Origin of the sequence: Pollutimonas bauzanensis (genome assembly GCF_900129885.1) — a bacterium.
Taxonomy (GTDB): Bacteria; Pseudomonadota; Gammaproteobacteria; order Burkholderiales; family Burkholderiaceae_B; genus Pollutimonas; species Pollutimonas bauzanensis.
Map to the genome: position 1 here is coordinate 1 of NZ_FQXE01000009.1, position 25,553 is coordinate 25,553.

At 60.7% G+C, this 25,553-nt stretch carries 22 protein-coding genes and 1 pseudogene; 11 read left to right on the plus strand and 12 right to left on the minus strand.

Annotation, left to right across the window (positions count from 1 at the left end):
• From BUB23_RS16035 to BUB23_RS16050, 4 genes are all read right to left on the minus strand, one after another.
• Positions 1 to 1,481, minus strand: a 1,481-nt coding sequence (locus tag BUB23_RS16035) for a ThiF family adenylyltransferase (RefSeq protein WP_073105086.1), incomplete at its 3' end; no start/stop codon positions are given.
• Positions 1,478 to 2,617, minus strand: a complete 1,140-nt coding sequence (locus BUB23_RS16040; RefSeq protein WP_073104579.1) for a CBASS cGAMP synthase — start codon at positions 2,615 to 2,617, stop codon at positions 1,478 to 1,480. The genes BUB23_RS16040 and BUB23_RS16035, both read right to left, overlap by 4 nt.
• Positions 2,611 to 3,612: a CBASS cGAMP-activated phospholipase gene (locus tag BUB23_RS16045; RefSeq protein ID WP_073104581.1), complete on the minus strand. Its 1,002-nt coding sequence runs from the start codon at positions 3,610 to 3,612 to the stop codon at positions 2,611 to 2,613. The genes BUB23_RS16040 and BUB23_RS16045 overlap by 7 nt, the downstream gene beginning before the upstream one ends.
• A gap of 6 nt (positions 3,613 to 3,618) precedes the next feature.
• Positions 3,619 to 3,843, minus strand: coding sequence for a DUF2188 domain-containing protein (locus tag BUB23_RS16050; RefSeq protein WP_073105089.1), 225 nt, complete (start codon positions 3,841 to 3,843; stop codon positions 3,619 to 3,621).
• Between the two features lie 238 nt (positions 3,844 to 4,081).
• Between BUB23_RS16050 and BUB23_RS16055 the strand changes: the two genes are divergently transcribed.
• Positions 4,082 to 4,525 carry a helix-turn-helix domain-containing protein gene (locus tag BUB23_RS16055; RefSeq protein WP_245801296.1) on the plus strand — a complete coding sequence of 148 codons (444 nt, stop codon included), beginning with the start codon at positions 4,082 to 4,084 and terminating at the stop codon, positions 4,523 to 4,525.
• A 2-nt stretch (positions 4,526 to 4,527) separates the two neighbouring features.
• Positions 4,528 to 5,397 (plus strand): ImmA/IrrE family metallo-endopeptidase, encoded by an 870-nt coding sequence (locus tag BUB23_RS16060; RefSeq protein WP_073104582.1) that lies wholly within the window; start codon positions 4,528 to 4,530, stop codon positions 5,395 to 5,397.
• A 256-nt stretch (positions 5,398 to 5,653) separates the two neighbouring features.
• On the opposite strand, the gene BUB23_RS16065 is transcribed toward BUB23_RS16060, so the two are convergent.
• Both BUB23_RS16065 and BUB23_RS16070 read right to left on the minus strand, forming a co-directional pair.
• Positions 5,654 to 6,268, minus strand: coding sequence for a VapC50 family PIN domain-containing toxin (locus BUB23_RS16065; RefSeq protein WP_073104584.1), 615 nt, complete (start codon positions 6,266 to 6,268; stop codon positions 5,654 to 5,656).
• Positions 6,265 to 6,762, minus strand: coding sequence for a helix-turn-helix domain-containing protein (locus tag BUB23_RS16070; RefSeq protein ID WP_084136070.1), 498 nt, complete (start codon positions 6,760 to 6,762; stop codon positions 6,265 to 6,267). The genes BUB23_RS16065 and BUB23_RS16070 overlap by 4 nt, the downstream gene beginning before the upstream one ends.
• A gap of 330 nt (positions 6,763 to 7,092) precedes the next feature.
• Between BUB23_RS16070 and BUB23_RS16075 the strand changes: the two genes are divergently transcribed.
• From BUB23_RS16075 to BUB23_RS16085, 3 genes are all read left to right on the plus strand, one after another.
• Positions 7,093 to 7,635 carry a hypothetical protein gene (locus BUB23_RS16075; protein WP_073104588.1) on the plus strand — a complete coding sequence of 181 codons (543 nt, stop codon included), beginning with the start codon at positions 7,093 to 7,095 and terminating at the stop codon, positions 7,633 to 7,635.
• Entirely contained in the window at positions 7,635 to 8,168 is a 534-nt protein-coding gene (locus BUB23_RS16080) for a hypothetical protein (RefSeq protein WP_073104590.1), read from the plus strand. The genes BUB23_RS16075 and BUB23_RS16080 overlap by 1 nt, the downstream gene beginning before the upstream one ends.
• Before the next feature lie 122 nt (positions 8,169 to 8,290).
• Positions 8,291 to 8,680, plus strand: coding sequence for a helix-turn-helix transcriptional regulator (locus BUB23_RS16085; protein WP_073104592.1), 390 nt, complete (start codon positions 8,291 to 8,293; stop codon positions 8,678 to 8,680).
• Between the two features lie 48 nt (positions 8,681 to 8,728).
• Here BUB23_RS16085 and BUB23_RS16090 read toward each other — a convergent pair.
• The 4 genes and pseudogenes from BUB23_RS16090 to guaA all read right to left on the minus strand — a co-directional run.
• Positions 8,729 to 8,977 (minus strand): annotated as a pseudogene (locus BUB23_RS16090) (DNA-binding protein); the annotation flags it as partial.
• A gap of 118 nt (positions 8,978 to 9,095) precedes the next feature.
• On the minus strand, positions 9,096 to 10,352 hold the full coding sequence (locus BUB23_RS16095; RefSeq protein ID WP_073104594.1) for a tyrosine-type recombinase/integrase: 1,257 nt from the start codon (positions 10,350 to 10,352) through the stop codon (positions 9,096 to 9,098).
• Positions 10,353 to 10,394: 42 nt separating this feature from the next.
• Positions 10,395 to 10,538 (minus strand): hypothetical protein, encoded by a 144-nt coding sequence (locus tag BUB23_RS27050; RefSeq protein ID WP_178372324.1) that lies wholly within the window; start codon positions 10,536 to 10,538, stop codon positions 10,395 to 10,397.
• A gap of 114 nt (positions 10,539 to 10,652) precedes the next feature.
• Positions 10,653 to 12,239 carry a glutamine-hydrolyzing GMP synthase gene (gene guaA / locus BUB23_RS16100; protein WP_073104596.1) on the minus strand — a complete coding sequence of 529 codons (1,587 nt, stop codon included), beginning with the start codon at positions 12,237 to 12,239 and terminating at the stop codon, positions 10,653 to 10,655.
• 213 nt (positions 12,240 to 12,452) lie between these two features.
• Here guaA and BUB23_RS27835 point away from each other — a divergent pair, with 213 nt between their 5' ends.
• Positions 12,453 to 12,647 carry a YbfB/YjiJ family MFS transporter gene (locus BUB23_RS27835; RefSeq protein ID WP_425439553.1) on the plus strand — a complete coding sequence of 65 codons (195 nt, stop codon included), beginning with the start codon at positions 12,453 to 12,455 and terminating at the stop codon, positions 12,645 to 12,647.
• On the opposite strand, the gene guaB is transcribed toward BUB23_RS27835, so the two are convergent.
• The gene (gene guaB, locus BUB23_RS16110) at positions 12,632 to 14,092 is read right to left on the minus strand and encodes an IMP dehydrogenase (RefSeq protein ID WP_073104600.1); all 1,461 of its coding nucleotides are present in this window, start codon (positions 14,090 to 14,092) and stop codon (positions 12,632 to 12,634) included. The genes BUB23_RS27835 and guaB overlap by 16 nt on opposite strands.
• A gap of 82 nt (positions 14,093 to 14,174) precedes the next feature.
• Between guaB and BUB23_RS16115 the strand changes: the two genes are divergently transcribed.
• The 5 genes from BUB23_RS16115 to BUB23_RS16135 all read left to right on the plus strand — a co-directional run bounded on the left by BUB23_RS16115 (position 14,175) and on the right by BUB23_RS16135 (position 21,441).
• Complete coding sequence (locus tag BUB23_RS16115; RefSeq protein WP_073104602.1) at positions 14,175 to 14,846, plus strand: response regulator transcription factor; 672 nt, start codon at positions 14,175 to 14,177, stop codon at positions 14,844 to 14,846.
• The gene (locus BUB23_RS16120) at positions 14,836 to 17,334 is read left to right on the plus strand and encodes an extracellular solute-binding protein (protein ID WP_073104605.1); all 2,499 of its coding nucleotides are present in this window, start codon (positions 14,836 to 14,838) and stop codon (positions 17,332 to 17,334) included. Before BUB23_RS16115 ends, BUB23_RS16120 begins: the two co-directional genes overlap by 11 nt.
• 84 nt (positions 17,335 to 17,418) lie before the next feature.
• The gene (locus tag BUB23_RS16125) at positions 17,419 to 18,516 is read left to right on the plus strand and encodes an ABC transporter substrate-binding protein (protein ID WP_073104607.1); all 1,098 of its coding nucleotides are present in this window, start codon (positions 17,419 to 17,421) and stop codon (positions 18,514 to 18,516) included.
• 83 nt (positions 18,517 to 18,599) lie between these two features.
• On the plus strand, positions 18,600 to 20,369 hold the full coding sequence (locus BUB23_RS16130; RefSeq protein ID WP_073104609.1) for an ABC transporter permease: 1,770 nt from the start codon (positions 18,600 to 18,602) through the stop codon (positions 20,367 to 20,369).
• Positions 20,362 to 21,441, plus strand: coding sequence for an ABC transporter ATP-binding protein (locus BUB23_RS16135; protein ID WP_073104611.1), 1,080 nt, complete (start codon positions 20,362 to 20,364; stop codon positions 21,439 to 21,441). Before BUB23_RS16130 ends, BUB23_RS16135 begins: the two co-directional genes overlap by 8 nt.
• Before the next feature lie 32 nt (positions 21,442 to 21,473).
• On the opposite strand, the gene purL is transcribed toward BUB23_RS16135, so the two are convergent.
• The gene (gene purL, locus BUB23_RS16140; RefSeq protein WP_073104614.1) at positions 21,474 to 25,529 is read right to left on the minus strand and encodes a phosphoribosylformylglycinamidine synthase; all 4,056 of its coding nucleotides are present in this window, start codon (positions 25,527 to 25,529) and stop codon (positions 21,474 to 21,476) included.
• Positions 25,530 to 25,553: the final 24 nt, after the last annotated feature.

A 25,553-nucleotide genomic window follows, 5' to 3' on the forward strand; every position in this document is an offset into this window, starting at 1 on the left:
GCATGCACCGAGACCGAAGCCGGAAATGGCACGTACAAGCCCTCGCACCCATGTCCCGCCAAGATAACAGGAAGAGGATCAATGATGGAACGCAGTTCGCCTCTCGTGCTGCTATGCCAAAGACATCTATAACACGCACCAAACGTGTTCGTGCGTAGGAGCGCGCGGACAGCCGTTCCCGGACCTTCTATCCAGACCGAAAGCATCGGTGTCGGAGACACGTATTGACCGGACAACCAATGCCCGAGTGATTCCTCCCCGGTAGCATCGATGAGCAAGTCTAGGTTTCCCAGTCGGGCCTGCCTGACATCCACGGGGAGTGCACGAATCTCAGCCCCTGGCGCCAACCGCTTGAGTTCCTTCGCCATGGCCTCGGCCTTGTTCAACAGTAGGTCCGGAAATCCTAGGCGATGACGCCCGATGTTCTGCGGGAGAAGGCAGTCGAAATCCACCAAAGTGAGCTTTCCACCGGATGTCCCCGCCCCGGCCTTGACCAGCATATCGGCGAGGTATCCGCCAATCGTGCCACAGCCAACGACAACAATGCTCTTACCTGCCAACGTCTTTGAGTTCGGTATGTTCCGCTGAGCAAGGTACCGATCGTCGATTCGTACCACCGAGATGGGAATCGCCTTCAATCCATAGCTCGAATCCCTACCATCTGCGAGCTTACTCTTCGTGATCGGAGCTTGACGGTCATAAAAAACCACAAAGCCGTACGTCATTAACGGAGATTCGATAACGATCAGAACGCCGTTGGCCTTCTTCCTTTCGCCTTCCTTAATACGGTTGTGAATCTTTCGCCGACAACGAAGATCAAGGGTGCTTTGCCACGCCAAGATATCTCCAACTGTTTCAGGAGGCCACTGGCTCGTCAGAGGACGGGGTTGAGCGCCAGTCTTTACCCGGTAAGTCAGCACCGTTTTATCGACGACGTGGTAGCCGAGCGACTTCAGCTTCTCTGTTGTGCGACCTTGGTTGTCAGTAATGAACCACAAAGAGTTCCCATTGGCCTGTGCGACTATGCAGTTCTGTTGCCCTAAATGATCGCCCTGGATATCCACAAAACAATACCAACCGTGCCAATAGGCGAAGAACTCTTCCGCGAGATCCTTGATCATCTCCCCTTTCACGATCTGCCCAAAAACGGCGGCGGCGCTTTGCAGACATGCTAGCGACTGCCCTACAGGGTCATAAATGTCCAGAACGACCGTACCCTTGGCGAGATAGCAAAGTCCACCATCCGGGCCAAGATGAGGAACCGCTGCGGGCAGATCAGGAGGGATTTCCAGCAACCGGATACGAGGCAAATCAAAGAACATGGGGTCGAGCTGGACTTCGCACGGATAGCTCTTGTCCGCGTCGGATGGAGTCAAACGCCCATGCAGCTTGAACCAACCATCATCCGTATTGCCAACAAACTCGAAGCCTCGCTGCTTGAAGGCCTCGATCACGTCCGCAACCGCTGCTACGTCTCTCATCCTGCCTTCGTTCGACCGACAAGTTCGCTCGGGCCTGCCGTGGCGGGAGCCGCGGCAATGGTGGCGGCGACGGATACCACCTTGACACGGTCCGGCTCGTTCGGAAAACGCGAGCCGAACTCGCCCTGCATCCAAATACAAGCCTGTGAACGGCTACCAGCGCCGATTGCACCGCGAAGTACCCTCTCAAACTCTTCGAAGGCTTTTGCGGCTTCTTCTACACCAGTTTTACCCAACCGTTTCGTAAGCGATTCGGACTCGTCTACGGGGTTATTCACTCCTGCATGCAACCGGGCTGGCAGCAACGCGACAACATCTAACAAGGCGAGGTCGTCGCGCCGATCACGTTTCTCAAAGAGTGGAGCCGCAGCAGACATCAACAGAATCGAAGCGGGCCCACCACTGGGCCACCTCCAATCTCGGAATGCTTTTAAGTAACGAACCACACGGCGGAACTGCTCCCCCTTGGCCGCCACCTGGTCCAAGAACCACTCTTTTACAGGCCTAGGGTCGGAGGACATCCAATTGCATTCACGATGAGCCAGAAGCACCTTGTCAGCGGGCAGCGCCGTCCATGTATCCCGCTCCGCCATGTTTACAGCTTCCGACAGCGAATCGTAGCCGTACCGCTCCATCGATGCCTTCAGCATCACAAACTCTTCGTCTGGAATGGCATACAGGGGAATATCAATATGGGCAAACGTGGCAATAACGATGCGGATACACGTCGGCTTGTCGGTGACAAGCTTCCACCGTTTTTCTTCGACCAGCGGCTTCAAGGCTTCTTCCGCCGCAGCAAAAAACACGGCCGCCGCAGTGCTGGGACGTTTAGTCTGCGAGACAAAACTCATTGGTAAATAGCAGCCATCATCGACATCCGCCTGCTGTGGCTGTTGTGCCGGAGAATTCAGTGTCTTATATGCCCACGACCCTTGCGTGAAGAAGCGCGGCTGGGGCACGTCTTCCGTGTATCCGCTCGCCCTCAGCGCCCGAGGGATGCCGGTGCGCAGACAGTCCCTGACAGCAGTACGGGCGCTGGCGATCCAGGTGCGTTCATCAGACGTCAAATCCAGCTCGTCATGCATGCAGGATTCATCATCAACGGTGGTAAAGAAAAGCGGGCTCAGGTTCAACATACGACCTCCGGAACATTTTTATTGGGGCCGTGATAGAAGATCGGAGCGCCGGCCTGATGCGCTCGAAACGGTTTAAAAAGAGGATCGCCGAGCGCACGCTGCGCAGCGTGGTTGCCGCGATCTTTGAGCGTATTCGTGGCGCCAACGGAAACCCGATCCAGCGCCTTCACGTCCTTGCTCTGATCAGGCGTCGCCTGGTCGTCGATCTGGAAGTAGTTGTCTCCCAGCGACTGCCGCAGCATGTAGTCCACCGACGATTCCTGTGCGGAGATCACAAGATCAAAGAGCCCTCCGCGCCACTTGCCGAATCCGCGATCAAGGCTAGCGCCGCCACGAACCGTTGCCCCGATTGTCATCGTGCCGATGGAGAGAACTCGAATCAACGTATCCTGTTTCGGGGCTAAGAACGTCTTGACTTCGTGCAATCCGAACAGACCGGGAGCGTTGCCTACCAGCCCCCCATCCGCAAAGACACCGCGGTCATTGCGCGCCAGCGGAAAGTAGACTGGCGCGGCGGCTGTCGCCAACGCCACATCAACGATCTTCATGCGATGATCGAATTCAAATGAAGGATGGTGAGGCGTTTTGAAGAACTGTCCGCGGCCCGTCGAATAGTTGACTGCCGGTACGAGAACACGATGCTTCAAGTCACCGACTGTGGTTTCTTGGAAGCGCTCTGTCAGCACTTCTCGCAACCCCGCCGAGCCATGCTTAGCAGTCAACCAGAATCCCAAAAGCCGCCGTGGAATGCTGCGACAATCGAAGATGCGACTACCTTCGTCTTCAAACAATGATTTGAGCTCGATGGCCGGAATTTCCGCTGCCAGCCCCAAAGCCAGCATCCCTCCTGCCGATGTGCCACAAATCAGATCAAAATGCGAAGCGATAGGACGACCCAATACGGCTTCAAGTTCGGCAAGAACCGTAGCCGTATAAAGGCCGCGATAGCCTCCGCCCGACAGGGCGAGCACATGGTAGGTAGGGATGTCAGTCACAGCGCATCAACCTCTCGGGGGAAAGTCGTCGTTGCCATGGCTATCCTTGTCGCGGATACGGCCATCTGGGCGATGGATGACGAGTTCAGACTTCTGGTTGCGTGCAATATCCCGCGCAGCATCTATTGCTTGCTGCTGCGTGTCATGCACAGAGGTCGCCCGTTGGTTACCAGCGCCTTTGACGGCCCAACCTTCCTGATGAGGAACAACATGCTGATTTTTTTTGGCCATGATGGCTCTCCTATAGTGGAACTTTGGAAATCCCAGCCCATTGGCTGGGTTGTCAATGGCCGCCCGCTGTAGCATAATATGTTGCTCATTCAGACAACAGGAAGACCAAGCCAATCCAAGCTGAATCCGTATCAAAACCGGTTTCCGTTGTCTGACTAGACAACAATATATCAGAGCATGTGCGCCGGAGCAACTCCCGCGTGACATGCGCCGTTAAACTCGACTGGATGTGGGGTTAGTGCAACAGAAGGCTATGGTCTTCTTCCCGCAGCCGCAAGGATCAAAACTCATGCCGCAAACAGGCTTGGGCGTCGCTATCAAGACGCTACGCGAACGCAGAACCCTTTCTCTGCGTGAAATTGGCCAACTATCGTCAGTGGATCATGCCTATATCCACCGTCTCGAAACAGGCGAAAAAACAAACCCTTCCCAAGACCTGGTTGAAAAGCTATTAAAGGTTCTTAAGCCGTCGGAACGGGATGCTGGACTCGTAACTTGGCTGGTTGACCATGCAGAGGCTGACCCCAGTCTCGTCAAATTTGTGCTACAAGACTATTCTATTAGCATCGATATATTTACAGCTGCGGCCGGAGTCAGGCATCGGGGCAATGTAAGGCCTGATCCTGCCATATTGATTGCCCGAATCAAAAGGGCCTTTGAGGATGACGACGAGGACGATTGAGTATGGACGAGGCGGATGTCAGACAAAGAGCACGCGCATTTGTTGCGAAAGTCGATGTTTCTAACATCCGAGAAGACCTGTCCCCCTATGTGGCCGCAGCTAACGCCAGGGTCAAGAAAGATGACCTTGACGAAGGGGAGTCTGGCTACACCATTACTAAGCCGAACGGGAAGCACATCATCACGGTGAACTCCTTGGAAACGGATGAACGCCAACGTTTCACTATTTGCCACGAAATAGCTCATATCGTGCTCGACCTTGAGTCGAGTCACGAGGAGGTCCCGTCTTGGTCTTATGCCAAACGGCATCCTAACGAGGTCGCCTGCGACACATTTGCCGCTGAACTGCTGATGCCTTATCAGCTATGGCTTTCTGTCGTTCCCAAGGAAGAGCCTTCCCTGGAGCTTATCCAACAAATGGCCGATTTGTTCGGCACTTCGTTCCCTGCCGCTGCGTCAAGATTTGCCAGTCTCAGCGATGTGCCGTGCGCCTTCGTCACCATGGAGCGCGGCGCAGTACGATATGCCGCACGCTCCACCTCTTTGAGGCAAGCTGGCGCCTGGATATCACCCCGGTCAGTGATCCCGGCAGGTTCAGTGGCTCATCGAATCAGATTCACCGGGAACAATACAACTGATACCGGAGAAGTTTCCCAGGACGTATGGTTCGACAACTGGGAAAAAGGCCTTGATCTGTGGGAACTTTCAAGGCACTACGCTCGCACTGACACCACCACTTCATTACTCTGGTTTGATGGCGAAGACTTGCCGGACGTTGAGGTGAATCGTTTCGGCGCACGAGTCGAAGACGACGGCGGCCTTTCCGAACTGACAGGCGAACTGCCATGGCCAGGACGAAGTAAGCGTCGCTAGCTAAACCTGACATCATTGCACCGTAAATGATTCCATCGTTCTCGCAGCGTATTGGAATGTATTATTCTGCAAAATTCGAGTAGATACGTCAGCACATTCCAGCGTCATGCATGCTCCAGCCCTCACAACACCTTGAATCGTCGCTTATACGCAACGCGGACACCTAAAGTCCCCAAAGGTGTACCCCGAGAAACGAGAAAATCCCGAAACCCTTATAAACATTGGCTTTACAGCCATCGTGTGATTCCGGCCCCGTCTAAAGCTCGACTGTCCGCGCCAGATGCAGTTCCCGCAGTCGCTGCGCGGTTTTCACTTGTCCATCCCGTTCCAGGCGCTCCAATAGCGCCTGCGGTTCGGGTTTGGAACTCAGGTCCAGGCGGAACCGGCGGAATGTCGCTGCGACCTCAACCGGCTGCGCTACAGTCAGCCCGTGGAGAAAGGCATCCGGTTTTTGCAGTGCGATACCTAGCCCGGCCAGCACGGCTTTCTTGAAATCCTTGGTATTGTGTGACACCAGCGCGACCGCTGACGTGTCCGGATAGGCCTTGGCGGCGATCAGATAGTGTGCGCACGCCGCAACATGCGTGTCCTTCGCAGACCGAACAGCAGACGCCACGGCCTCAAACTGAGCCTGCACATCAGCCACCGACACCAGCGCATCCGGTAAGGCATCACACATACGCGCTTCGTGCGCTTTGGCCTCTTTCAAGGTCTTTTTACGCCCTGTGTCCACCAGTGCCCGATTGACCTCATCGAGAATCAGCGGCGACCAGTGCAGTTTGATCAGCCCCTGGTAATCGAGGTAGATCAGCAACCCGCGCGTCGTCGCCGCAAACAGCGTATCGGCATCGGCAACGACAGGTATGCTCACGACGAGAAAATTTCCTCGTCCAGATCTTTGGACAGGCGCTTGAGCGCCTTGGCCTGCCGCGTACGTTCGGCTGCCTGCCAACGGGTCACAGCACTGCGCAGCACACGGCGCTGATTACCGACCTTTTGATGCAGTTCCACCACGCCGGAGTCGATCAGCTTGGCCATGTAGGGCCGGCTGACGTTGACGAGTTGCGCCGCCTGTTCGGTGGTGAGAACCGGATCGTCGTTGTGAGCCCCCGACTTGTGATCTGCGGTTCGCAGTTGCACGGTTGCGCGGCCCAGCATTTCGATCAACTCGTGCTTGATCGCCTCATCGGCTTCCTTGCTGAGCGTGACATGGCGCCGGACAATCGACACGACGGGTTCCACGTCGAACGATAACTCGAACATCGGCAAAGCGCGAGCAGACTCGGCGCGCGCCCTAGCCGCCCGGCGGGGGGCCGGCGCAGTACGCCGCTTGTCCGAAGAAGAGAACGTTTGCTTAGTAGTCATAGGTGATATGATAACACTAACTCGAAATTATCGAAACAATCGAAACCCAATAAAATCCTCCAGCAGTTCCAACTCTCGGGCAGCGACCGCGGTCGCTGCCCGAGAGACAGCCGCGTTTCCAACGAGTCATTCCTATCGAGTTCATTTGCTCACTATCCTTAGCTAAGGCTGGAAGACTCTGCCTTCCTTGCGCAAATCAGGCCTTCGGCGTCATGATGCCATAATCAGCATCACGCATAGCTCTGGCTTATTCTAACAAGCCAACACAGTTTATATTTCTCCTCCGCATAAAAGGCCACTGTGCCCGTTAACCAGAAGATACGGCCAACCATGAAATCCCCAAAAGAATCTCAGCACGATGTCACCGAAACCGCGATCAGAAAAACAGCCGACCTCGGAGCCAAAATTTCATTGAGTTTCATCCCTGGCGCATCCACCGCCTATGAGTTAGCAAAGCTGGGCGTGACCCAAGCACAGGCCTATGTAGAACAAAAGCAGAATCAGCGTATAGTGGATTTTCACGCCATGCTTATCAAGCAGGACGAGCATTGGAATCAGGACATGGCCGATGCCTGCATTGAGGCCGCCGATTACCACTTGCTGTTGAGCGCATGCGTCCAAGATCTGGAAGATGAAAAAACAGAACTCTATGCAGCCCTTGCAAAGAATGCGGCTCTGCGCCGTATCACACCGCAAGACATTCGTTTTTTTACCTTGTCGCTACGTGAACTATCGCTAAATGACGTCAAGGAAATGCAAGTCGCCTACATTGCAAGCAAGTTTCCATTGATCCCTCCATCTGGCCCTGGCAACTATAAGAAGACCTGTCGCTTGAGCGGGCGTCAGACCATCAGGTCTATGGGCGCAAATTGATGGAGCAGCGCGGATTCGTCAAAGACGAAGTTCTTAGCGGCTATGGCGAACGGTTCATTGCGGCCTGCCACCTTCCGGATCAGCTCATACCCGGCGCAATCGGCATGAAAGAGTGGAAAAATGCAAACTCCCCCTTGCTCCTCCTATGTTATGAAATCGGGGATACCTACATCACGGCATTCAGCGATAGGCTTTCCCAAAACCTAAGAACACAAGGTTATGCAACAACGGGGTTAGCCGCGATCACCCGAGAGAAGGCTATTCCTTTTATTCGGTACAGTCTGCTGATTTTCAAAAACAAGCCTGAATCCATCGTTGAGCATATTCGCTTCATCGAAAAAACGCTGAAAAAAGGCTCCATCGCCTTACAGTTATCGAAGAACTTTCCGGCGGTTCTTGAACCTGTGCGTCATCTTTTCGCACATGTGCTTCCCGTCGACGACCCCGATCCGCGACACGCAGCAGATATCGTTGCGCAGTTAATTGCAGCGGATGAAACGACCGGCGAGCCGGTCGCTGGACAGACAACTTAGCTGTCTACAGCAGCAAGATACGCCCCGCTACGCTGCAGCGAGTTTCAGCAATAGTAGATGAACGCTACCATTGCTCCGTACAACAGAAAAACGTGCAGCGCCACATATTCGCGGAGTGCGACATGGACAATCAACCGTTCCAGAAAAGCAGCCAAAGCCAGGGCACCGAAGCATCGCCCTGCCCTGCATTGATGCCGCTGCCCGATTCTGACGCTTACGGTGATCTGCCTCAGTTTCCAAAGGGCGGCGTCTTGCCTTTTCGTCGCACCATCCGCCGCCAGGAACTGCGCCAAATTGTCCCTTTAGCCGAAACGACCATCTACGAAATGGAGCGCCGAGGCGAGTTCCCGCGCCGCTTCAACCTGACGCCGCGTTGCGTCGTCTGGGACTTGGAAGAGGTGCATGCTTGGATAGAAGCGCGCAAGCAAGCCTCACGCTTCGCTTCAACAAATCGCTCGACAGGGCCGGATGTCCGGCAACGTAAAACACGTCCCGTGAAAAACTCATCGTAATGCCCAATCATCCCCCTACCCCTCTTAATCCCCTAGGGCACGTTGGGTCCCGAGCACATCCGGCGCGGCTTCAATCAGTCGGGCCGACGGCGCCGCGCGGCGTACGTCCGCCAACGCGCTACGCATTGCGGCACCGGCATCGGTGGCTTCGCGGGTGAACTCCAGCGCCAAGCGCCCCGGTTGCCCGATGCCCACCAAGGCATCGTTGCAGCCCGCTTCGCCCAGGCGCTCAAGCAACGCATCCGGGTTGCGATCGTCGTCGGCGAGCTGATATGTCAGGGTAAAGGTGTATTTCATCGCACTACTCCTTAGCATCGTCGCCAGCCTCTTGCTGCTTACGGTGCGTGATGCAGTTTTGTGATCTCCAGCATGGGAACGATTGGCCAGGCTGCCAGATGACAGCCTGGCCGCCATCTTACGCCATCGCGCTCAGCGCTGGCACCACCGCGTTCGCCGGCATCAATGCCGCCACGTAGGTCTCCCCGTCGATCCAGGCATCAACCATGTTGGCCCACTCTTGCAGCATGTGGCGCCGCTGCTCGGCGTACTCGGCCTTGTTGTAGATCGAGCGCGAGGAACGGCCGTCTTCGTGCGCCAGGCTCTTCTCGATCCAGTCGCGGTTGAAGCCGACTTCGTTCAGCAGCGTCGAGCCGGTGCGGCGCAGGTCGTGGACGGTGAACGGCTCCAGCGGCAAACCGGCGGCCTTGGCCCTCTCCGCCACAATCTGCGTGATCCGGTTCAAGGTCGCCTGGGACATGCAGCGGTCAGAGTCATAGCGCGAGGGAAGCACAAACTTGGAGCCAGCCGCACAAGTATGCAGCGCAACGAAGATATCGAGCGCCTGACGCGACAAATAGACCACATGCGTATTACGCCCTTTCATCCGTTCCTTGGAGATCGTCCAGACCGCGTTCTCAAAATCGACTTCATCCCAGGTGGCTTTGATCAGTTCGCTTTTGCGCACCAGCGTGAGCAGAATCATGCGCAACGCCAGCCGGATGGTCGGATAGGTTGCCACCGACTCCATCTGTCGGGCCATCAGCCGAATCTCCAGCGGCGACAAGGCGCGATCCTTTGGCACAAAGGTCGCAATTGACGCAGCACTCACGTCGTTGCCCGGGTTATCCACCTTCTCGCCGTGCAGGATGGCGAAGACGTAGACCTGTTTTACGATGTCTCGAATGTGGACCCCTGTGGCGGGGGCACCACGATCCTTCACCTTGTTGCAAAGGGCGCGCAGGTCACCGGCGGTGATTTCATTGAGCTTACGATTTTGAAAGGCCGGCAGGATGTCCCGAGCAATGATGTGCTTGCGCATCGCCTTGGTGCTGTCGGCCATCCGGGCACCGGCCAGCCATTTTTCGGTCATGTCGCCGAAAGTCTTGACCGCTGTCAGCCGGCGTTTCTCGCGCTGCTTCTCCAGCGCCGGGGAGATGCCTTTGGCGACGGCTTTCTTAGCGTCGATCAGCTTTTCGCGAGCCAGCGCCAGCGAAATGCCAGCCGGCCCATAGCGGCCGATGGTCAGCGTCTCACGGCGGCCGTTGAGACGGTAATCATAGCGGAAGGTGATGGTACCGGCAGGCGATACCGTGACGTACATCCCGTCGCGGTCAGAAGCCTTATAAATCTTGGCCTTAGGCTTGAGATTGCGTAGTGCGGTGTCAGTAAGCATCGAGGTTTTCTCCTGTTTATGACGGCTTTTTACCGTCAGGGGTCAGGAGACCTGCTGATGCCCGGAAAGCCGCATAAAATAAGCTTTCCAGAAGAGCGTTTTACCGTCAAAGACCGATTTGGTCTGAATAGTGAACGGCAGGGTCTTAATCGGGCCACCGGTTCCTACCGCCACTTCTATCGTCAACTTGTTTTGCTGGTCAGCGATAGCTACCGATAGTCACCGCAACATATTTATTTATAAATCAATACGTTACGGTGGTTTTTCGATAAGTAGCGATAGTCCCAAAAGAACCTGATTTTATTCCCACTCAATCGTAGCCGGCGGCTTACTCGACACGTCGTACGTCACCCGGTTGATTCCCCGCACTTCATTGATGATCCGCGACGACACCTTCTTGAGCAGCGCATACGGCAACTCCGCCCAGTCCGCGGTCATGAAGTCGGAGGTCTGCACGGCGCGCAGCGCCACGACATAGTCGTAGGTGCGGCCGTCGCCCATGACGCCCACCGATTTCACCGGCAAAAATACCGCAAAGGCTTGCGAGGTCAGGTCGTACCAGCTCTTGCCGCTGACGGAGTCTATGGTTTTGCGCAACTCTTCGATGAAGATGGCGTCGGCGCGGCGCAGCAGGTCGGCGAACTCGTGCTTGACTTCGCCCAGGATGCGCACGCCCAGGCCGGGGCCGGGGAAGGGGTGGCGGTAGACCATGGGAGGGGGCAGGCCAAGCGCCACGCCCAGCTTGCGGACTTCGTCTTTGAAGAGTTCGCGCAAGGGTTCGAGCAATTTCAGGTTCAGCGTATCGGGCAGGCCGCCGACGTTGTGGTGCGATTTGATGGCGACGGCTTTGCCGGTCTTGCCGCCGGCCGATTCGATGACATCGGGATAGATGGTGCCTTGCGCCAGCCAGCGGGCGTTGGCGAGTTTGCCGGCTTCCACCTGGAATACCTCGACGAACTCCCGGCCTATGATCTTGCGCTTGGCTTCGGGGTCGGAGACGCCGGCCAGTTTGCCCATGAATTGTTCAGTGGCATCGACGTGGATGACCTTGATGCCGAAATGGTCGGCGAAGGTTTCCATGACCTGCTTGGCTTCGTTCAGGCGCAGCAGGCCGTGGTCGACGAATACGCAGGTGAGCTGGTCGCCGATGGCCTTGTGTATCAGCGCGGCGGCCACGGAAGAATCGACTCCGCCAGACAGGCCCAGGATCACGTCGTCGCTGCCGACCTGCGCGCGGATGTGCGCGACGGCTTCGGCCACGTAGTCGGGCATGTTCCAGTCGCCGGCGCAGCCGCATATCTCGGTGACGAAACGCGCGAGTATGGCCTCGCCCTGGGTGGTGTGGGTGACTTCGGGATGGAATTGCACGGCATAGAAGCCGCGCTCTTCGTCGGCCATGCCGGCGACCGGGCAGGATGGCGTGGAGGCCATGAGCTTGAAGCCGGGCGGCAGCGCGGTGACTTTGTCGCCGTGGCTCATCCAGACCTTGAGCATGCCGTGGCCTTCTGTGGTGGTGAAGTCCTGCAGGCCGTCCAGCAGCCTGGTATGGCCATGGGCGCGCACCTCGGCGTAGCCGAATTCGCGATGGTCGGACCATTCGACTTTGCCGCCCAGCTGTGCCGCCATCGACTGCATGCCGTAGCAGATGCCCAGTACCGGCACACCGGCTTCGAATACCTTGCTGGGGACCTTGAGGGATTCCTCATGGTAGGCCGAAGCGTGGCTGCCCGACAGGATGATGCCTTTCAGGCCTTCCTGCGACTCGATGAAGGCGTTGTCCACGTCACCGGGATGAATTTCGCAATAGACACCGGCTTCGCGTACGCGGCGGGCGATAAGTTGAGTGACTTGTGAACCGTAATCGAGGATGAGAATGCGCTGGTGCATGGCATGAAGGAGAAAAAGAATGCAAGGCGTTAATGTAACGTATTGAGGCGGGTTACGCTGGCGCATGCGGCCTGATCAGGCCACAGTTTCGTGTAACAAAGAAGCCCTCATGCAATCCAGGCAGTCCGCCGCCCTACTTTCCTTTTCAGGCTTCATCGTATTGGCCGTGGCCATGGGTATGGGGCGCTTCGCCTTTACCCCATGCTGCCCATGATGCAAACCGATACGTGGCTGGTACTGACCCGAGGCGGCTGGCTCGCCAGCGCGAATTACCTGGGCTATATGGCGAGGGCCTTGATTGCCGCCAGCGTGCGCTGGCCTGCCTCGCTGCAGCTGCGCGCGGGACTCGCCCTCCTGTTGTTGTCAGGGCGGCCGGGCCCGCGCGCAGGCGCTTATTCAGCCCGGTAGTTGGGCGCTTCCTTGGTGATCTGCACGTCGTGCACATGCGATTCGCGCACGCCCGCCGAGGTGATTTCGACGAATTCGGCCTTGGTGCGCATTTCCTCGATGGAGGCGCAGCCGCAATACCCCATGGAAGCGCGAATGCCGCCTATCAACTGATAGATGATGGCGATGACGCTGCCCTTGTAGGGGACGCGGCCTTCGATGCCTTCGGGGACAAGCTTGTCGACATTGTTGTTGGGATCCTGGAAGTAGCGATCCGCCGAGCCGTCGGCCATGGCGCCCAGGCTGCCCATGCCGCGATAGGACTTGTAGGAACGCCCCTGGAACAATACGACTTCGCCGGGGGATTCTTCGGTGCCGGCGAACATGCCGCCCATCATGCAGGCCGAGGCGCCCGCCGCCAGGGCCTTGGACACATCGCCGGAATAACGGATGCCGCCGTCGGCGATCAAGGGCACGCCCGTGCCTTCGAGCGCCTTGGCGACATCGGCGATGGCGGTGATTTGCGGAACGCCGACGCCTGCGACGATGCGCGTGGTGCAGATCGAGCCCGGGCCTATGCCCACCTTGACGCAGTCGGCGCCCGCTTCGACCAGGGCTTTGGCCGCCCCGGCGGTGGCGATGTTGCCGCCTATGACCTGGATTTTCGGGTAGTTCTTCTTGACCCAGCGCACGCGCTCGATGACGCCGGCGGAGTGGCCGTGCGCGGTATCGACGACGATCACGTCGACGCCGGCATTGGCGAGTTTTTCAACGCGTTCCTCGGTGCCTTCGCCCACGCCCACCGCCGCGCCGACGCGCAACTGGCCCTGGCTGTCTTTCGAGGCGTTGGGATGCTCGGTATTCTTGACGATATCCTTGACCGTCGCCAGGCCGCGCAGCTGGAATTTGTCGTTGACGATCAGCACGCGTTCGAGGCGGTGCTTGTGCATGAGCGATTGCGCCTCGTCCAGCGTGGCGCCTTCTTTCATGGTGATCAGGCGGTCTTGGGGCGTCATGACGTCGCGCAAGGGGACATCCAGCCGGTCTTCGAAGCGCAGGTCGCGATTGGTGACGATGCCCACCAGCTTGCCCGCCTCGACCACCGGCAGGCCGGAAATCCCATGCTGGCGCTGCAGCGCAATGGCATCGCGCACTTTCATGGTGGGGGTCACGGTGACCGGATCGATCACGATGCCGAATTCATGGCGCTTGACGCGCGCGACTTCGCGCGCTTGCTGGTCGGCGGTAAGATTCTTGTGAACGATGCCTATGCCGCCTTCCTGGGCCATGGCAATGGCCAGGCGCGCTTCGGTCACGGTGTCCATCGCGGCGGAAACCAGCGGGATATTCAGCGTGATGTCGCGCGTGAAGCGCGTGGCAAGGGAAGTATCGCGGGGCAGTATTTCGGAATACGCGGGGACCAACAACACATCGTCGAAGGTGAGCGCTTTTTTGATTAGACGCATAAACTAGGCTCCGTGCAAAGCAAGATTATACGCGAACCTAGGGTCTATACCTAGTATTGCTTACCATAGGGAGGAGACCGGCATGCGCATATTGCTCGTGGAAGATAATCCGGATATTGGCGACGCCATCGAAAGCAAGCTCAAGGCCGCCGGGCATGGCGTGGAATGGGCGCGCGACGGGGAATCGGCATTGCGGTGGGTGGCCGAGGGCGCCTGGGACGCCATCGTGCTGGACATCATGCTGCCCGGCAAGGACGGCTTCGCCGTGCTGCGCGAGTTGCGCGCCGCCGGCTGCGACGCCCAGGTGCTGGTCGTGACGGCGCGCTCGGAGATCGAAGACAAGATCGACATGCTGGATCTGGGCGCCGACGATTATCTGGTCAAGCCATTCGACTTGCGCGAGCTCGAAGCGCGGCTGCGCGCCCTGATGCGCCGCCCCGCCGGGCACACGTCCAGCCTGGCGCAATACGGCAATCTGGCCCTGGATATCGCGGGCCGCAGCGCCAGCGTGGGCGGGCGTCCGCTGGAACTCGGCCGGCGGGAATTCCGCCTGCTGGAGATCCTGCTCGGACGCGTCGGCCAGACCGTGCTCAAGGAACGCCTGATGAACCAGATATTCAGCCAGGACGACGACGTTACGCTCAATGCGCTCGAACTCCAGGTGTCGCGCCTGCGCAAGAAGCTGGTCAACTCCTCTGTCGATATCGTCACCGTGCGGGGAGTCGGCTATCAGGCCTGTTGCCATGAGCAATGACGTGTTTTCCATACGCAGCCGCATATTCCGGGTGGCGATCGTGCTGCTGGTGCTGTCCTCGGTGGTGCTGGTCGTGTTCCTGCATGACTACGCGACCCGCGCGGCGGACCGCGCCTTCGACCGGCTGCTGGCCGCCTCGGCTCTGTCGATAGCCGGCGCGGTGCAGATCGAGGACAGCCAGGTCGCGGTGGAACTGCCTTTCGCCGCCCTGGCCATGCTGTCGGGCAATGAACGGGTCTTTTATGCCGTGCGCAATGCCCAGGGCAAGCTGGTGACAGGCTACGGCGACCTCGATGCCGGCATGCCGCTGGCGGGGTCGGCGAGCGCGGTTTTCAATAATGCGCATTACCGCCGCGATGATATCCGCATCGCCACGGTGGGCCGGCTGGTGTCGGTCAACCAGCAGGCCGGCTGGGTCACCGTGCGGGTTGCCGAAACCCGCGGCGCCCGGCAGGCGCTGGCCCAGGAAATCCTCAACCGCAGCGTGCTGCCTTTGCTGGTCATGGTCGCGGTGGCGCTGAGCCTGCTGTGGTTCGGCGTGACGCGCGCCTTCGCGCCGCTGCGGCTGATCGAAACCGAGCTGCGCCAGCGCCAGCCCAATGACCTGGAGCCGCTGTCCAGCCCGGTGCCGCGCGAAGTCCGCCGGCTGGTGGAGGCCCTCAATGGCTTCATGCTGCGCTTGCAGGCCATGCTCAACAGCTTGAACAACCTGGTGGCCGACGCGGCGCACCAGGTCCGCACGCCGCTGGCCTCTTTGCGCGCCCAGTCCGAGGTCGCGCTGGAAGAAACCGATGCGGCCAAGCTGCATGAGCGCCTGGTCCGCATCCATCTGAATGCCTCGCGCGCCAGCCAGTTGGTCAACCAGTTGCTGATGGACGCGACCATTACCCACCGCCTGGGCTCCCGGGGGCATGCCATGGTGGGGGTCGCGGAAATAATCAATGAAACCCGCCAGCGCATCGGTCCGCTGGACGCCCGGCGCCTGCGGATTTCCATTGCGCCCGAAGTGCGCCGCGGGCGCATTTTGGGAGACCGCGTGGCTCTGCGCGAAATGCTGCGCAATCTGGTGGACAACGCGCTGCGCTATGCGCCCGACGGCGAGGTCGAGCTGCAGGCCGAAGGCCTGCCCGGGCATCGCCTGGGCCTGACCGTGGCGGACCGCGGGCCGGGCATTGCGGACAATGAAAAAGACCTGGTGCTGGAGCGCTTCGGGCGCGGCAGCGGCGCCGAATCCCAGCCGGGTTCGGGCCTGGGGCTCTCCATCGTCAAGGCCGTGATCGATGGGCACAAGGGTACGCTGGCGCTGCGCAACCGGCCCGGCGGCGGGCTGCTGGTATACGTCACCTTGCCATTGTCGCCAGCCGCGGCAGTGGCTCCGGCGCTGGCCATGCTCGGCATGCTGGGCGTGGCCGGCCTGCTGGCGCTGGCCTGCCTGGCGTGGCCCAGGCCTTCATGGGCCCATGAAGCGGCGTCCGGCTCGGCCATCACCAGCTATTACCCCGCGGCCCATGAAGCCTCCACCCTGACCATTGCCGGGTCGACCGATACGCCGCTGTTTGCCTCGCTGGCCCTGGCCTTCCAGGAATCCCATCCGGACGTCTCGCTGGTCTACCGCGAAATCGGCACCCGCGAACTGTACGAGCTGGCCGTCGCCGGGAAGCTGCGGCAGGCCGACATCCTGGTCAGTTCCGCGGTCGATCTGCAGCTCAAACTGGCCAATGACGGCTATGCCCTGCCTTATGCATCGAGCCATACCAGGGAACTGCCGGCATGGGCCGTTTGGCGATCGGAGGTATTCGGATTCACCTTCGAGCCCATCGTCATGGTCTACAACCCGGACCGCTACAGTGAAAAGACGGCGCCGCGTTCGCGCCAGGCCTTGCTGCGCCTGCTGGAACAGGACCGAAAGCGCATGCACGCGCGCATAGGCACCTATGACATCGCCTTGAGCAGCGTCGGCCACTTGCTGGCCGTGCAGGACGAGATCCTCTCGTCCAACTTTTGGGGCCTGGCCAATGCCCTGGGCCAAGTGGACGTGCAACTGGAAGCCAACACCGCCGACATCCTGGACAAGATAGAAAGCGGCGAGCTGGACCTGGGCTACAACGTGCTGGGGTCCTACGCCCTGGCGCGGCAGCAGGCCGGCCACAGGCTGGGCATAGTCATCCCGGAAGACTACGTGCTGGTGCTGGCGCGAGCCGCGCTGATTGCGCGCCACAGCCCGCAGCCCGAACTGGCCGGGACATTCCTGGACTGGCTGCTGTCCCCCGCCGGGCAGGCCGTGGCGGCGGGCCAGGCGGGCCTGGGCGCCATCATGGGCGCGCATACCGGCAAGGGCTATGCGAGCGGCCCGCTGGCGCTCTCGCAAAGCATCGTGCAGCCCATCGCCCTGACCCCCGCCTTGCTGGTGGGGCTGGACCAGCAGCGCCACAGCCGTTTCCTGCAGAACTGGAAGCGCCTGGTGACGGACACGCCACCGCGCCCATGACAGGATGCTGACAGCTGTTTGCTCTAAGATAGCTGCAAGATAGGCTTTCAGCCTGCTTTTTTGCAACCTTTGGAGGAGACCAGCATGTTGCGTCTTTCACGCTTGGCAGCGGTATGCGCTGCCGTATTCACTACCGCCGTTTCCGGCGCCGCCTGGGCTCAGGCCCCCGAAAACTATCCCGCCGACTACCAGAAAGTGGTGGACGCCGCCAAGAAGGAAGGCAAGGTGGTCATCTATTCCACCACCGACACCAAGGCGGCCAATCCTGTCATCCAGGATTTCGAAGCGCTGTATCCCGGCGTCAAGGTCGAGTACAACGACATGAACAGCACCGAACTGTACAGCCGCTACATCAGCGAGCAGGCCTCGGGCGGCAACAGCGGCGATGTGGTCTGGAGTTCCTCCATGGATTCGGCGCTGAAGCTGGCCGTGGATTTCGCCCTGACCTACAAATCGCCCGAAATTCCCAATGTGCCGAAATGGTCGGTATGGAAGGATGCCGCTTATGGCACCACCTATGAACCGGCGGCGTTCATCTACAACAAGCGCCTGATCAAGCCCGAGGAAGTGCCGACCACGCACACGGCATTGGCCAAGCTGGTCAGCGGCCAGACCGACCGCTTCAAGAGCAAGGTAACCACTTACGACGTCGAAAAATCCGCCGTGGGCTTCATGCTGGCGGTGCAGGACAGCCGCAATGATCCAAAATACAAGGAGACCCTGAGCGACACCGCCAAGGCGGGGCTGGTGGTCCAGTCGTCGACCGGCACCATGATGGAACGCGTGTCCTCGGGCGAGAACCTGATCGGCTACAACATCCTGGGGTCGTATGCGGAAACGCGCGCCAAGAAGGATCCCGGCCTGGGCGTGGCCTATCCCACGGACTACGCTCTGGTGCTTTCGCGCGTGGCCTTCATCAGCAAAACGGCCAAGCACAAGAATGCCGCCAAGCTGTGGCTGGATTACCTCTTGTCGCTGCGCGGTCAGAACGTCCTTGCCAACAAGGCTGACCTCGCGTCCATACGCAGCGATATCGAGGGCGACAACGATGTCGACGGCATGACCAAGAAACTGGGCGCCGCGCTCAAGCCGATTCCCGTCGATGAATCGCTGCTTGAATACCTCGACCAGAACAAGCGCCTGGCATTCATCAAGGAATGGCGCGCCGCCGCCGGCAAATAAGCCGCGGCTTGCGCCCCTAGTCCGGCATGCCGCCGCCTGTTTCCCCGACAGCGGCCGGCATGCATTAATTCTCAGGTGATTGCATGTATTCTTTGCGCCGAAGATGGCAGTCCTTGCCGCGCGGGCTGGTCGTAGCCCTTACCGCGCTGGCGATCTATCTGCCGCTGTCGCTCATCATTTTCCAAAGCTTTCTGTCGGCGCCGTTTTTCATGCCGTCCAGGAAGTTCGGAATCGAGGGCTATGAATTCATTTTCGCCGACCCCGATTTCTACAAGGCGGTCAAGAGCGGCTTCCTGCTGGCCTTCGGGCTTTGCGTCATTGCCGTGCCGCTGGGCGGCATCCTGGCTTTCCTGGTGGCGCGCACGGACCTGCCCGGACGGCGCTGGATACAGCCGCTGATCCTGGTGCCGGTGTTCGTCTCGCCCATGGTGCTGGGCTTCGGCTATGTGGTCGCCGCCGGCCCCGTGGGCTTTTTCTCGACATGGGCGCAGGACATCCTGGGCTTCGTGCCCTGGAACATCTATTCCCTGCCCAGCATCATCATCATCGCCGGGCTCACGCATGTGCCCTACGCCTATCTTTATATTTCCTCGGCCCTGCACAGCCTGGGCTCGGACGTCGAAGAGGCGGCGCGGACGGTGGGCGCCTCGCCGCTGCAGGTCATGACCTCGGTCAGCCTGCCCATGGTGCGGCCCGCCCTGTCGTATGCCACGGTGCTGCTGTTTTTCCTGGGCCTGGAGGTCTTCGGCCTGATGCTGGTGCTGGGCGACCCCGAAGGGCATCTGGTATTGTCGACCTATCTGTACAAGCTGACCAACAAGCTGGGCATCCCGTCCTATCATCTCATGGCCGCGGTGGCCATGGTCCTGATCGCCTTCACCATTCCCCTGGTCATGCTGCAGCGCTATTTATTGCGCAGCGCCAATCGCTATGCCACCGTCAAGGGCAAGGCCTCGCGCCCTCGCCCTCTGCCGCTGGGCAAATGGCGCTGGGTGGCCGGCTCCGTCGTCCTGGCCTGGCTGGTGGTCGCCATCCTCGTGCCGCTGGCCGGCGTGGTGCTGCGGGCCTTCGTATCCAACTGGGGCTTCGGCGTCTCGCTGTTCGACGTGTTGTCCATCCAGGCATTCCGCACGGTGTTCGAGCAGCCCACGCTGATACGCGCCATCGTCAATTCGGTCGCCATCGGCGTGCTGGGCGGCGCGCTGGCGGTGGCCTGCTACACGGCGATCGCGCTTGCCATGCATCGCAAGAATGACCATGTCACGCGTTTCATGGACTACAGCGTGCTGGTGCCGCGCGCCGTGCCTGGCCTGCTCGCCGGCCTGGCCTTTCTGTGGGTATTCCTGTTCGTGCCCATGGGGCTGGACAAGTCCCTGGAGGAAGGCTGGCTCGCGGCGCTGCCGGCGGCGCAATGGCTGCGCGACCATGCCATCGAGCCCCTGCGCAGCCTGCGGTCGACGATTTTCAGCGTCTGGCTCGCTTATTCTGTGGTGTGGATGGCCTACGGCTTGCGCCTGATCTCGGCCACGCTGCTGCAGGTCGCGCCCGAACTCGAAGAGGCCGCGCGCAGCACGGGCGCCACGCGCGCGCAAATAACCCGGCATATCACGGTTCCGCTGGCCCGCTATGGCCTCATCGGCTCCTGGCTGCTCATGTTCCTGATTTTCGAGCGCGAGTATTCCACCGGCGTGTACCTGCTGTCGCCGGGCACCGAAACCATCGGGTCCATGCTCGTATCCTTGTGGGCGACAGGCGCGATAGACATCGTGGCGGCGCTTTCATTCATCAATATCGTACTGGTAGTGGCAGGCCTGGGATTGGCGCTGCGCTTTGGAGTCAAGCTTCATGATTGAATTATCCGTCGAGAACCTGCACCTGGACTACGGCGACAATCCGGTGCTCAAGGGCGTATCCATGCAGTTGCAGCGCGGCGAAGTCGTATCGCTGCTGGGGCCGTCGGGCAGCGGCAAGACCACCTTGCTGCGCGCGGTGGCCGGCCTGGAGGCGGCCAAGAAAGGCCGCATCACCATCAACGACCGCGTGCTCTTCGACAGCGAAACCCGCTCCGAAGTGCCGGCCGAGCTGCGCGACCTGGGCATTGTGTTCCAGTCCTACGCCCTGTGGCCACACAAGACGGTGGCCGAGAACATCGCCTATCCGCTCAAGCTGCGCAAGGTCAAGGCGGCGGAACAGCGCACGCGGGTCCAGGACATTCTCAACCAGTTGGGACTGGGCAAGCTGGGGCAGCGCTATCCCCACGAGCTTTCGGGCGGCCAGCAGCAGAGGGTGGCGATAGGACGCGCCCTGGTCTACAACCCGCCGGTCCTCCTGCTGGACGAACCCTTGTCCAACCTGGACGCCAAGCTGCGCGAGGAGGCGCGGGCCTTCCTGCGCGAACTGATCATGCGGCTCGGGCTTTCGGCCATCATGGTCACCCATGACCAGAATGAAGCCATGGCGATTTCAGACCGCATCCTGCTGCTGAACAATGGCAAGATCGAGCAGCAAGGCACACCGCAGGAAATGTATGGCTCGCCCACTACCTTGTTCTGCGCCGAATTCATGGGCAGCAACAATATCCTGCAAGGCACGGTCAGCGAAATCGACGGGCAGGAGGCTGTGGTGCAGGGCCAGGGATGGCGCCTGCGCGGCCGGGCCGGGGCGGGCCTGCAGCAAGGCCAGCCCGCCAGCGCCATCATACGCGTCGAGCAGCTGCGGCTGGGCTCGGACGCCGGCGTAAACAGCATGCAGCTGCCCTTGGTGACCAGCATGTATCTGGGCGACAAGTGGGAATACCTGTTTCGCGCCCATGGCGCGGACGCGCACGACGCCCTGGTATTGCGCGCCTACGGCAACCAGGAGCGCGTGCCCGGGCAGTGCCATCTTGAACTGCCGCCCGAACACGTCTGGGTGTTTCCTTCTTGAACGACGGGCCCCCGGCGGCCCGCGGGCCTACCCTAGCCCAGCCATACCCTGGCATTGCGGAACATGCGCAGCCAGGGGGTATAGCCGCCATGGGCGCTGTCCTGGCCGCCGGCATCAAGCTGCCCCCAGCGCTGCGGGGCCCACGACATCGCCACATTGCGCGTGGCACGCTCCGGATGCGGCATGAGCACGGTGAAACGTCCGTCGGCGGTGGTGACGCCGGCGATGCCTTGCGGGCTGCCGTTGGGGTTGTAGGGATACTGCTCGGTCGGCGCGCCCTGGTTGTCGACAAAGGTCAAGGCGCTCTTTACCTGCGCAAGCGTGCCCTGCCCGGTGAAATCCGCATAGCCTTCGCCATGCGCCACGGCCACCGGCACGCGCGTGCCCGCCATGCCCCGCATGAACAGGGAAGGCGACTCGGGGATTTCCACCAGCGACAGGCGCGCCTCGTATTTTTCCGATAGATTGCGCGTAAAGCGCGGCCAATGCTCGGCGCCGGGTATCATGCCGGCCAGCGCCGCCATCATCTGGCAGCCATTGCAGACCCCCAGCGCAAAGGTATCCGGGCGCCCGAAGTAGGCGGCGAACTGGTCGGCCAATTGATCGTTGAAGCGTATCGTGCGGGCCCAGCCTTCGCCGGCGCCCAGCACGTCGCCGTAACTGAATCCGCCCACGGCCACCAGCCCCTGCACATCGTCCAGGCGCACCCGCCCGGCCAGCAGGTCGGTCATGTGCACATCCTGCGCCTCGAAGCCGGCCTTGTCGAAAGCCCATGCCATTTCGACCTGGCTGTTGCACCCTTGCTCGCGCAGGATGGCGACCTTGGGACGTTTGCCGGTGGCGATGAAAGGCGCGGCGATATCCTCTTGCGGATCGAAGCCCACCACGGGGCTCAGGCCGGGATCGCCCTTGTTCTGCCAGGTATCGAATTCCGCCTGCGCGCAGGCGGGGTTGTCGCGCAAGGCCATGATGCGGCGGCTGACTTCGCTCCATTGCTGGGCCAGTTCGGCGCGCGGCTTCTGGTATATGCATTTTCCGTCGCGGAAAATCTGTATTTCGTCCTGCTTGTTCAAGCTGCCCATCACATGCGAATGGGCCGACAAGCCCACCGCGCGCAATTGCTGCAGCACCGTATCGCGCTGGGCCAGCGGCACCTGGATGACGGCGCCGGCCTCCTCGGCAAACAAGGCCTTGAGGGTAATCTCGTCGCGCTGGACCGCAATCTGTTCCGAGCGTATCTTGTAGTCGCCCCAGTCGGCCGCGACCGGATCGATGGTCAGCATATCCAGGTTGATCGACACCCCCACATGCCCGGCGAACGCCATTTCGCATACCGTCGCCAGCAACCCGCCATCTGAGCGGTCGTGGTAGGCCAGGATGCGTCCGTCGGCGGCCAGTTGGCGCAGGACCTTGAAAAATGCGATGAGCGCCGCGGCGTCGCTCATGTCGGGCACCGCCAGCCCCACCTGATTGAAGGCCTGCGCCAGGATGGAAGCCCCCAGGCGCTGCTGCCCGAAGCCCAGGTCGATAAGGATGAGCGCGGTATCGCCGGCATCGGTGCGCAATTGCGGCGTCAAAGTGGCGCGCACATCGGCCACCGGCGCGAACGCCGTCACGATCAGCGAGACCGGCGCCAGCACTTCGCGCGGCTCGCCATCGTGCGACCACGCCGTTCGCATGGACAGCGAGTCCTTGCCGACCGGAATGGACAAGCCCAGCTGCTGGCACCAGTCGCTGATGGCGGATACCGTGTCGTACAAGGCGGCATCCTGGCCGGCCGCGCCGCAAGCGGCCATCCAGTTGGCCGAAAGCTTGATGTCCTCGAGCGACCGCACGTCGCTGGCGGCCAGGTTGGTCAGAGCTTCGGCGATGGCCATGCGGCCCGACGCCGGCGCGTCTATCATCGCAATCGGGGTGCGCTCGCCCATGGCCATGGCTTCGCCCCGCACGCCTTCGTAATCGGCCAGGGTCACCGCGCAGTCGGCGACCGGCACCTGCCAGGGTCCGACCATCTGGTCGCGGCTGGTCAAGCCCCCCACCGAACGGTCGCCTATGGTGATCAGGAAATTCTTGCTGGCCACCGTCGGGTGGCGCAGCACGCGCGCTATCGCTTCATCGAGCGCGATATCGGTGATGTCCAGCCCGGCGCCGACGCCCGCCACGCGCCGCACATCGCGCGTCATGCGCGGCGGCTTGCCCAGGATCACATCGACGGGCACGTCCACCGGCCGTATGGCCGTATCGGCCTTGGCCTGGACGGTTTCGGACACCCCCGGCAGGCCTTCGCCGTAGGTGACCCGCAATTGGCGCTCCTGCGTGGCCACGCCGACCACGGCATAAGGGCAGCGTTCGCGCTTGGCGATCACGTCGAAGCGCGGCAAGTCCTCGGGCAGAATGGCCAGGACATAGCGTTCCTGGGATTCATTGCTCCAGATTTCGGCCGCCGACAGGCCCGATTCCTCGAGATGCACCTGCTGCAATTCAAAAATGGCGCCGCGGCCCGCATCGTTGACCAGCTCAGGGAAGGCATTGGACAAACCGCCCGCCCCGACATCGTGTATGGCCAGGACGGGATTGTTCCCGCCCTGCTGCCAGCAGCGGTCTATGACCTCCTGGGCGCGCCGCTCGATTTCAGGATTGGCGCGCTGCACGGAATCGAAATCGAGCTCGGCGCTATTGGCGCCGGCGCTCATGCTGGAGGCCGCGCTGCCGCCCATGCCGATGCGCATGCCGGGGCCGCCAAGCTGGATCAGCAAGGCGCCGGGCGGAATGGGATCTTTGTGGGTCAGGCGGCTGTCGATGGAGCCCAGGCCGCCCGCGATCATGATGGGTTTGTGATAGCCCCAGCGCGTGCCGCCGGCAGTCTGTTCGAAGGCACGGAAGTAGCCCAGCAAATTGGGGCGGCCGAATTCATTGTTGAACGCCGCGCCGCCGATGGGCCCTTCTATCATGATGTCCAGCGGACTGGCGATGCGGTCCGGCAAGCCGTGGGCGTCGCTTTCCCAGGGCTCAGGCGCATCCTTGAAGCGCAGATTGGACACCGTGAAACCGGTCAGGCCCGCCTTGGGCTTGGAGCCGCGGCCCGTGGCGCCTTCGTCGCGGATCTCGCCGCCCGCGCCGGTGGCCGCGCCCTGGAAAGGCGCTATCGCCGTGGGGTGGTTATGGGTTTCCACCTTCATGAGGGTGTGGACTACGGCCTGGTGGTGTTCATAGCTTGTGGTCGAAGCCGTGTTCCCGGCATGGAACAAGGTCGCCGGCCCGCCCGTCATGATCGCGGAATTGTCGGAATAAGCGACCACGGTGCCTTCGGGCTGGGCCGCATGGGTGGCGCGTATCATGCCGAACAGGGTATTTTGCTGCTCGACGCCATCGATGACCCACTGCGCATTGAAGATTTTGTGGCGGCAGTGTTCGCTGTTGGCCTGCGCGAACATCATGAGTTCGACGTCGGTGGGGTTGCGGCCCAGCTGCTTGAAAGCGGCTTCGAGGTATTCCACTTCGTCGTCGGACAGCGCCAGGCCCAAGGCGCGATTGGCTTCGACCAACGCGGCCTGGCCCAGACCGAGAACGTCTATGGTTTGTATGGGCTTGCCAGGCAGGGAGGCGAACAGGGCCGCGCCGTCGAAGGAGGCATCGACGACGGTTTCGGTCATGCGGTCGTGCAGGCAGCCGGCGATTTGCGCCAGTTGTCCGGCGTCGATGGACTTGGCGCCCAGCAAGCCGCGCGCGGGCGTGAGGGTATAGCGTATGCCGCGCTCGATGCGCCGCAGTGACTGCAGGCCGCAGTTGTGCGCGATGTCGGTGGCCTTGCTGGCCCAAGGGGACACGGTCCCGAAGCGCGGCACGACGCGCAAGATGAGTGCGTTCCTGCCCTCTTTATCGGCATCGGCCGCAACGCCGTAGTCGAGCAGTTGTTCAAGCCGCTGCTGGTCCCGCGCAGCCAGGTCTGTTTCGGTCCAGACGTAGTGTTCGAAGCGGCCGTTGATATCGGCGACGGGCAGATCGAGTTCGGCAAACCGCTGCAGCAACCGTTCGCGGCGAAAGGATGACAATACGGAGGAACCAAGAAGATGCTGGATAGAATTCACGATACGGCGCAGGCAAAAGGAGGG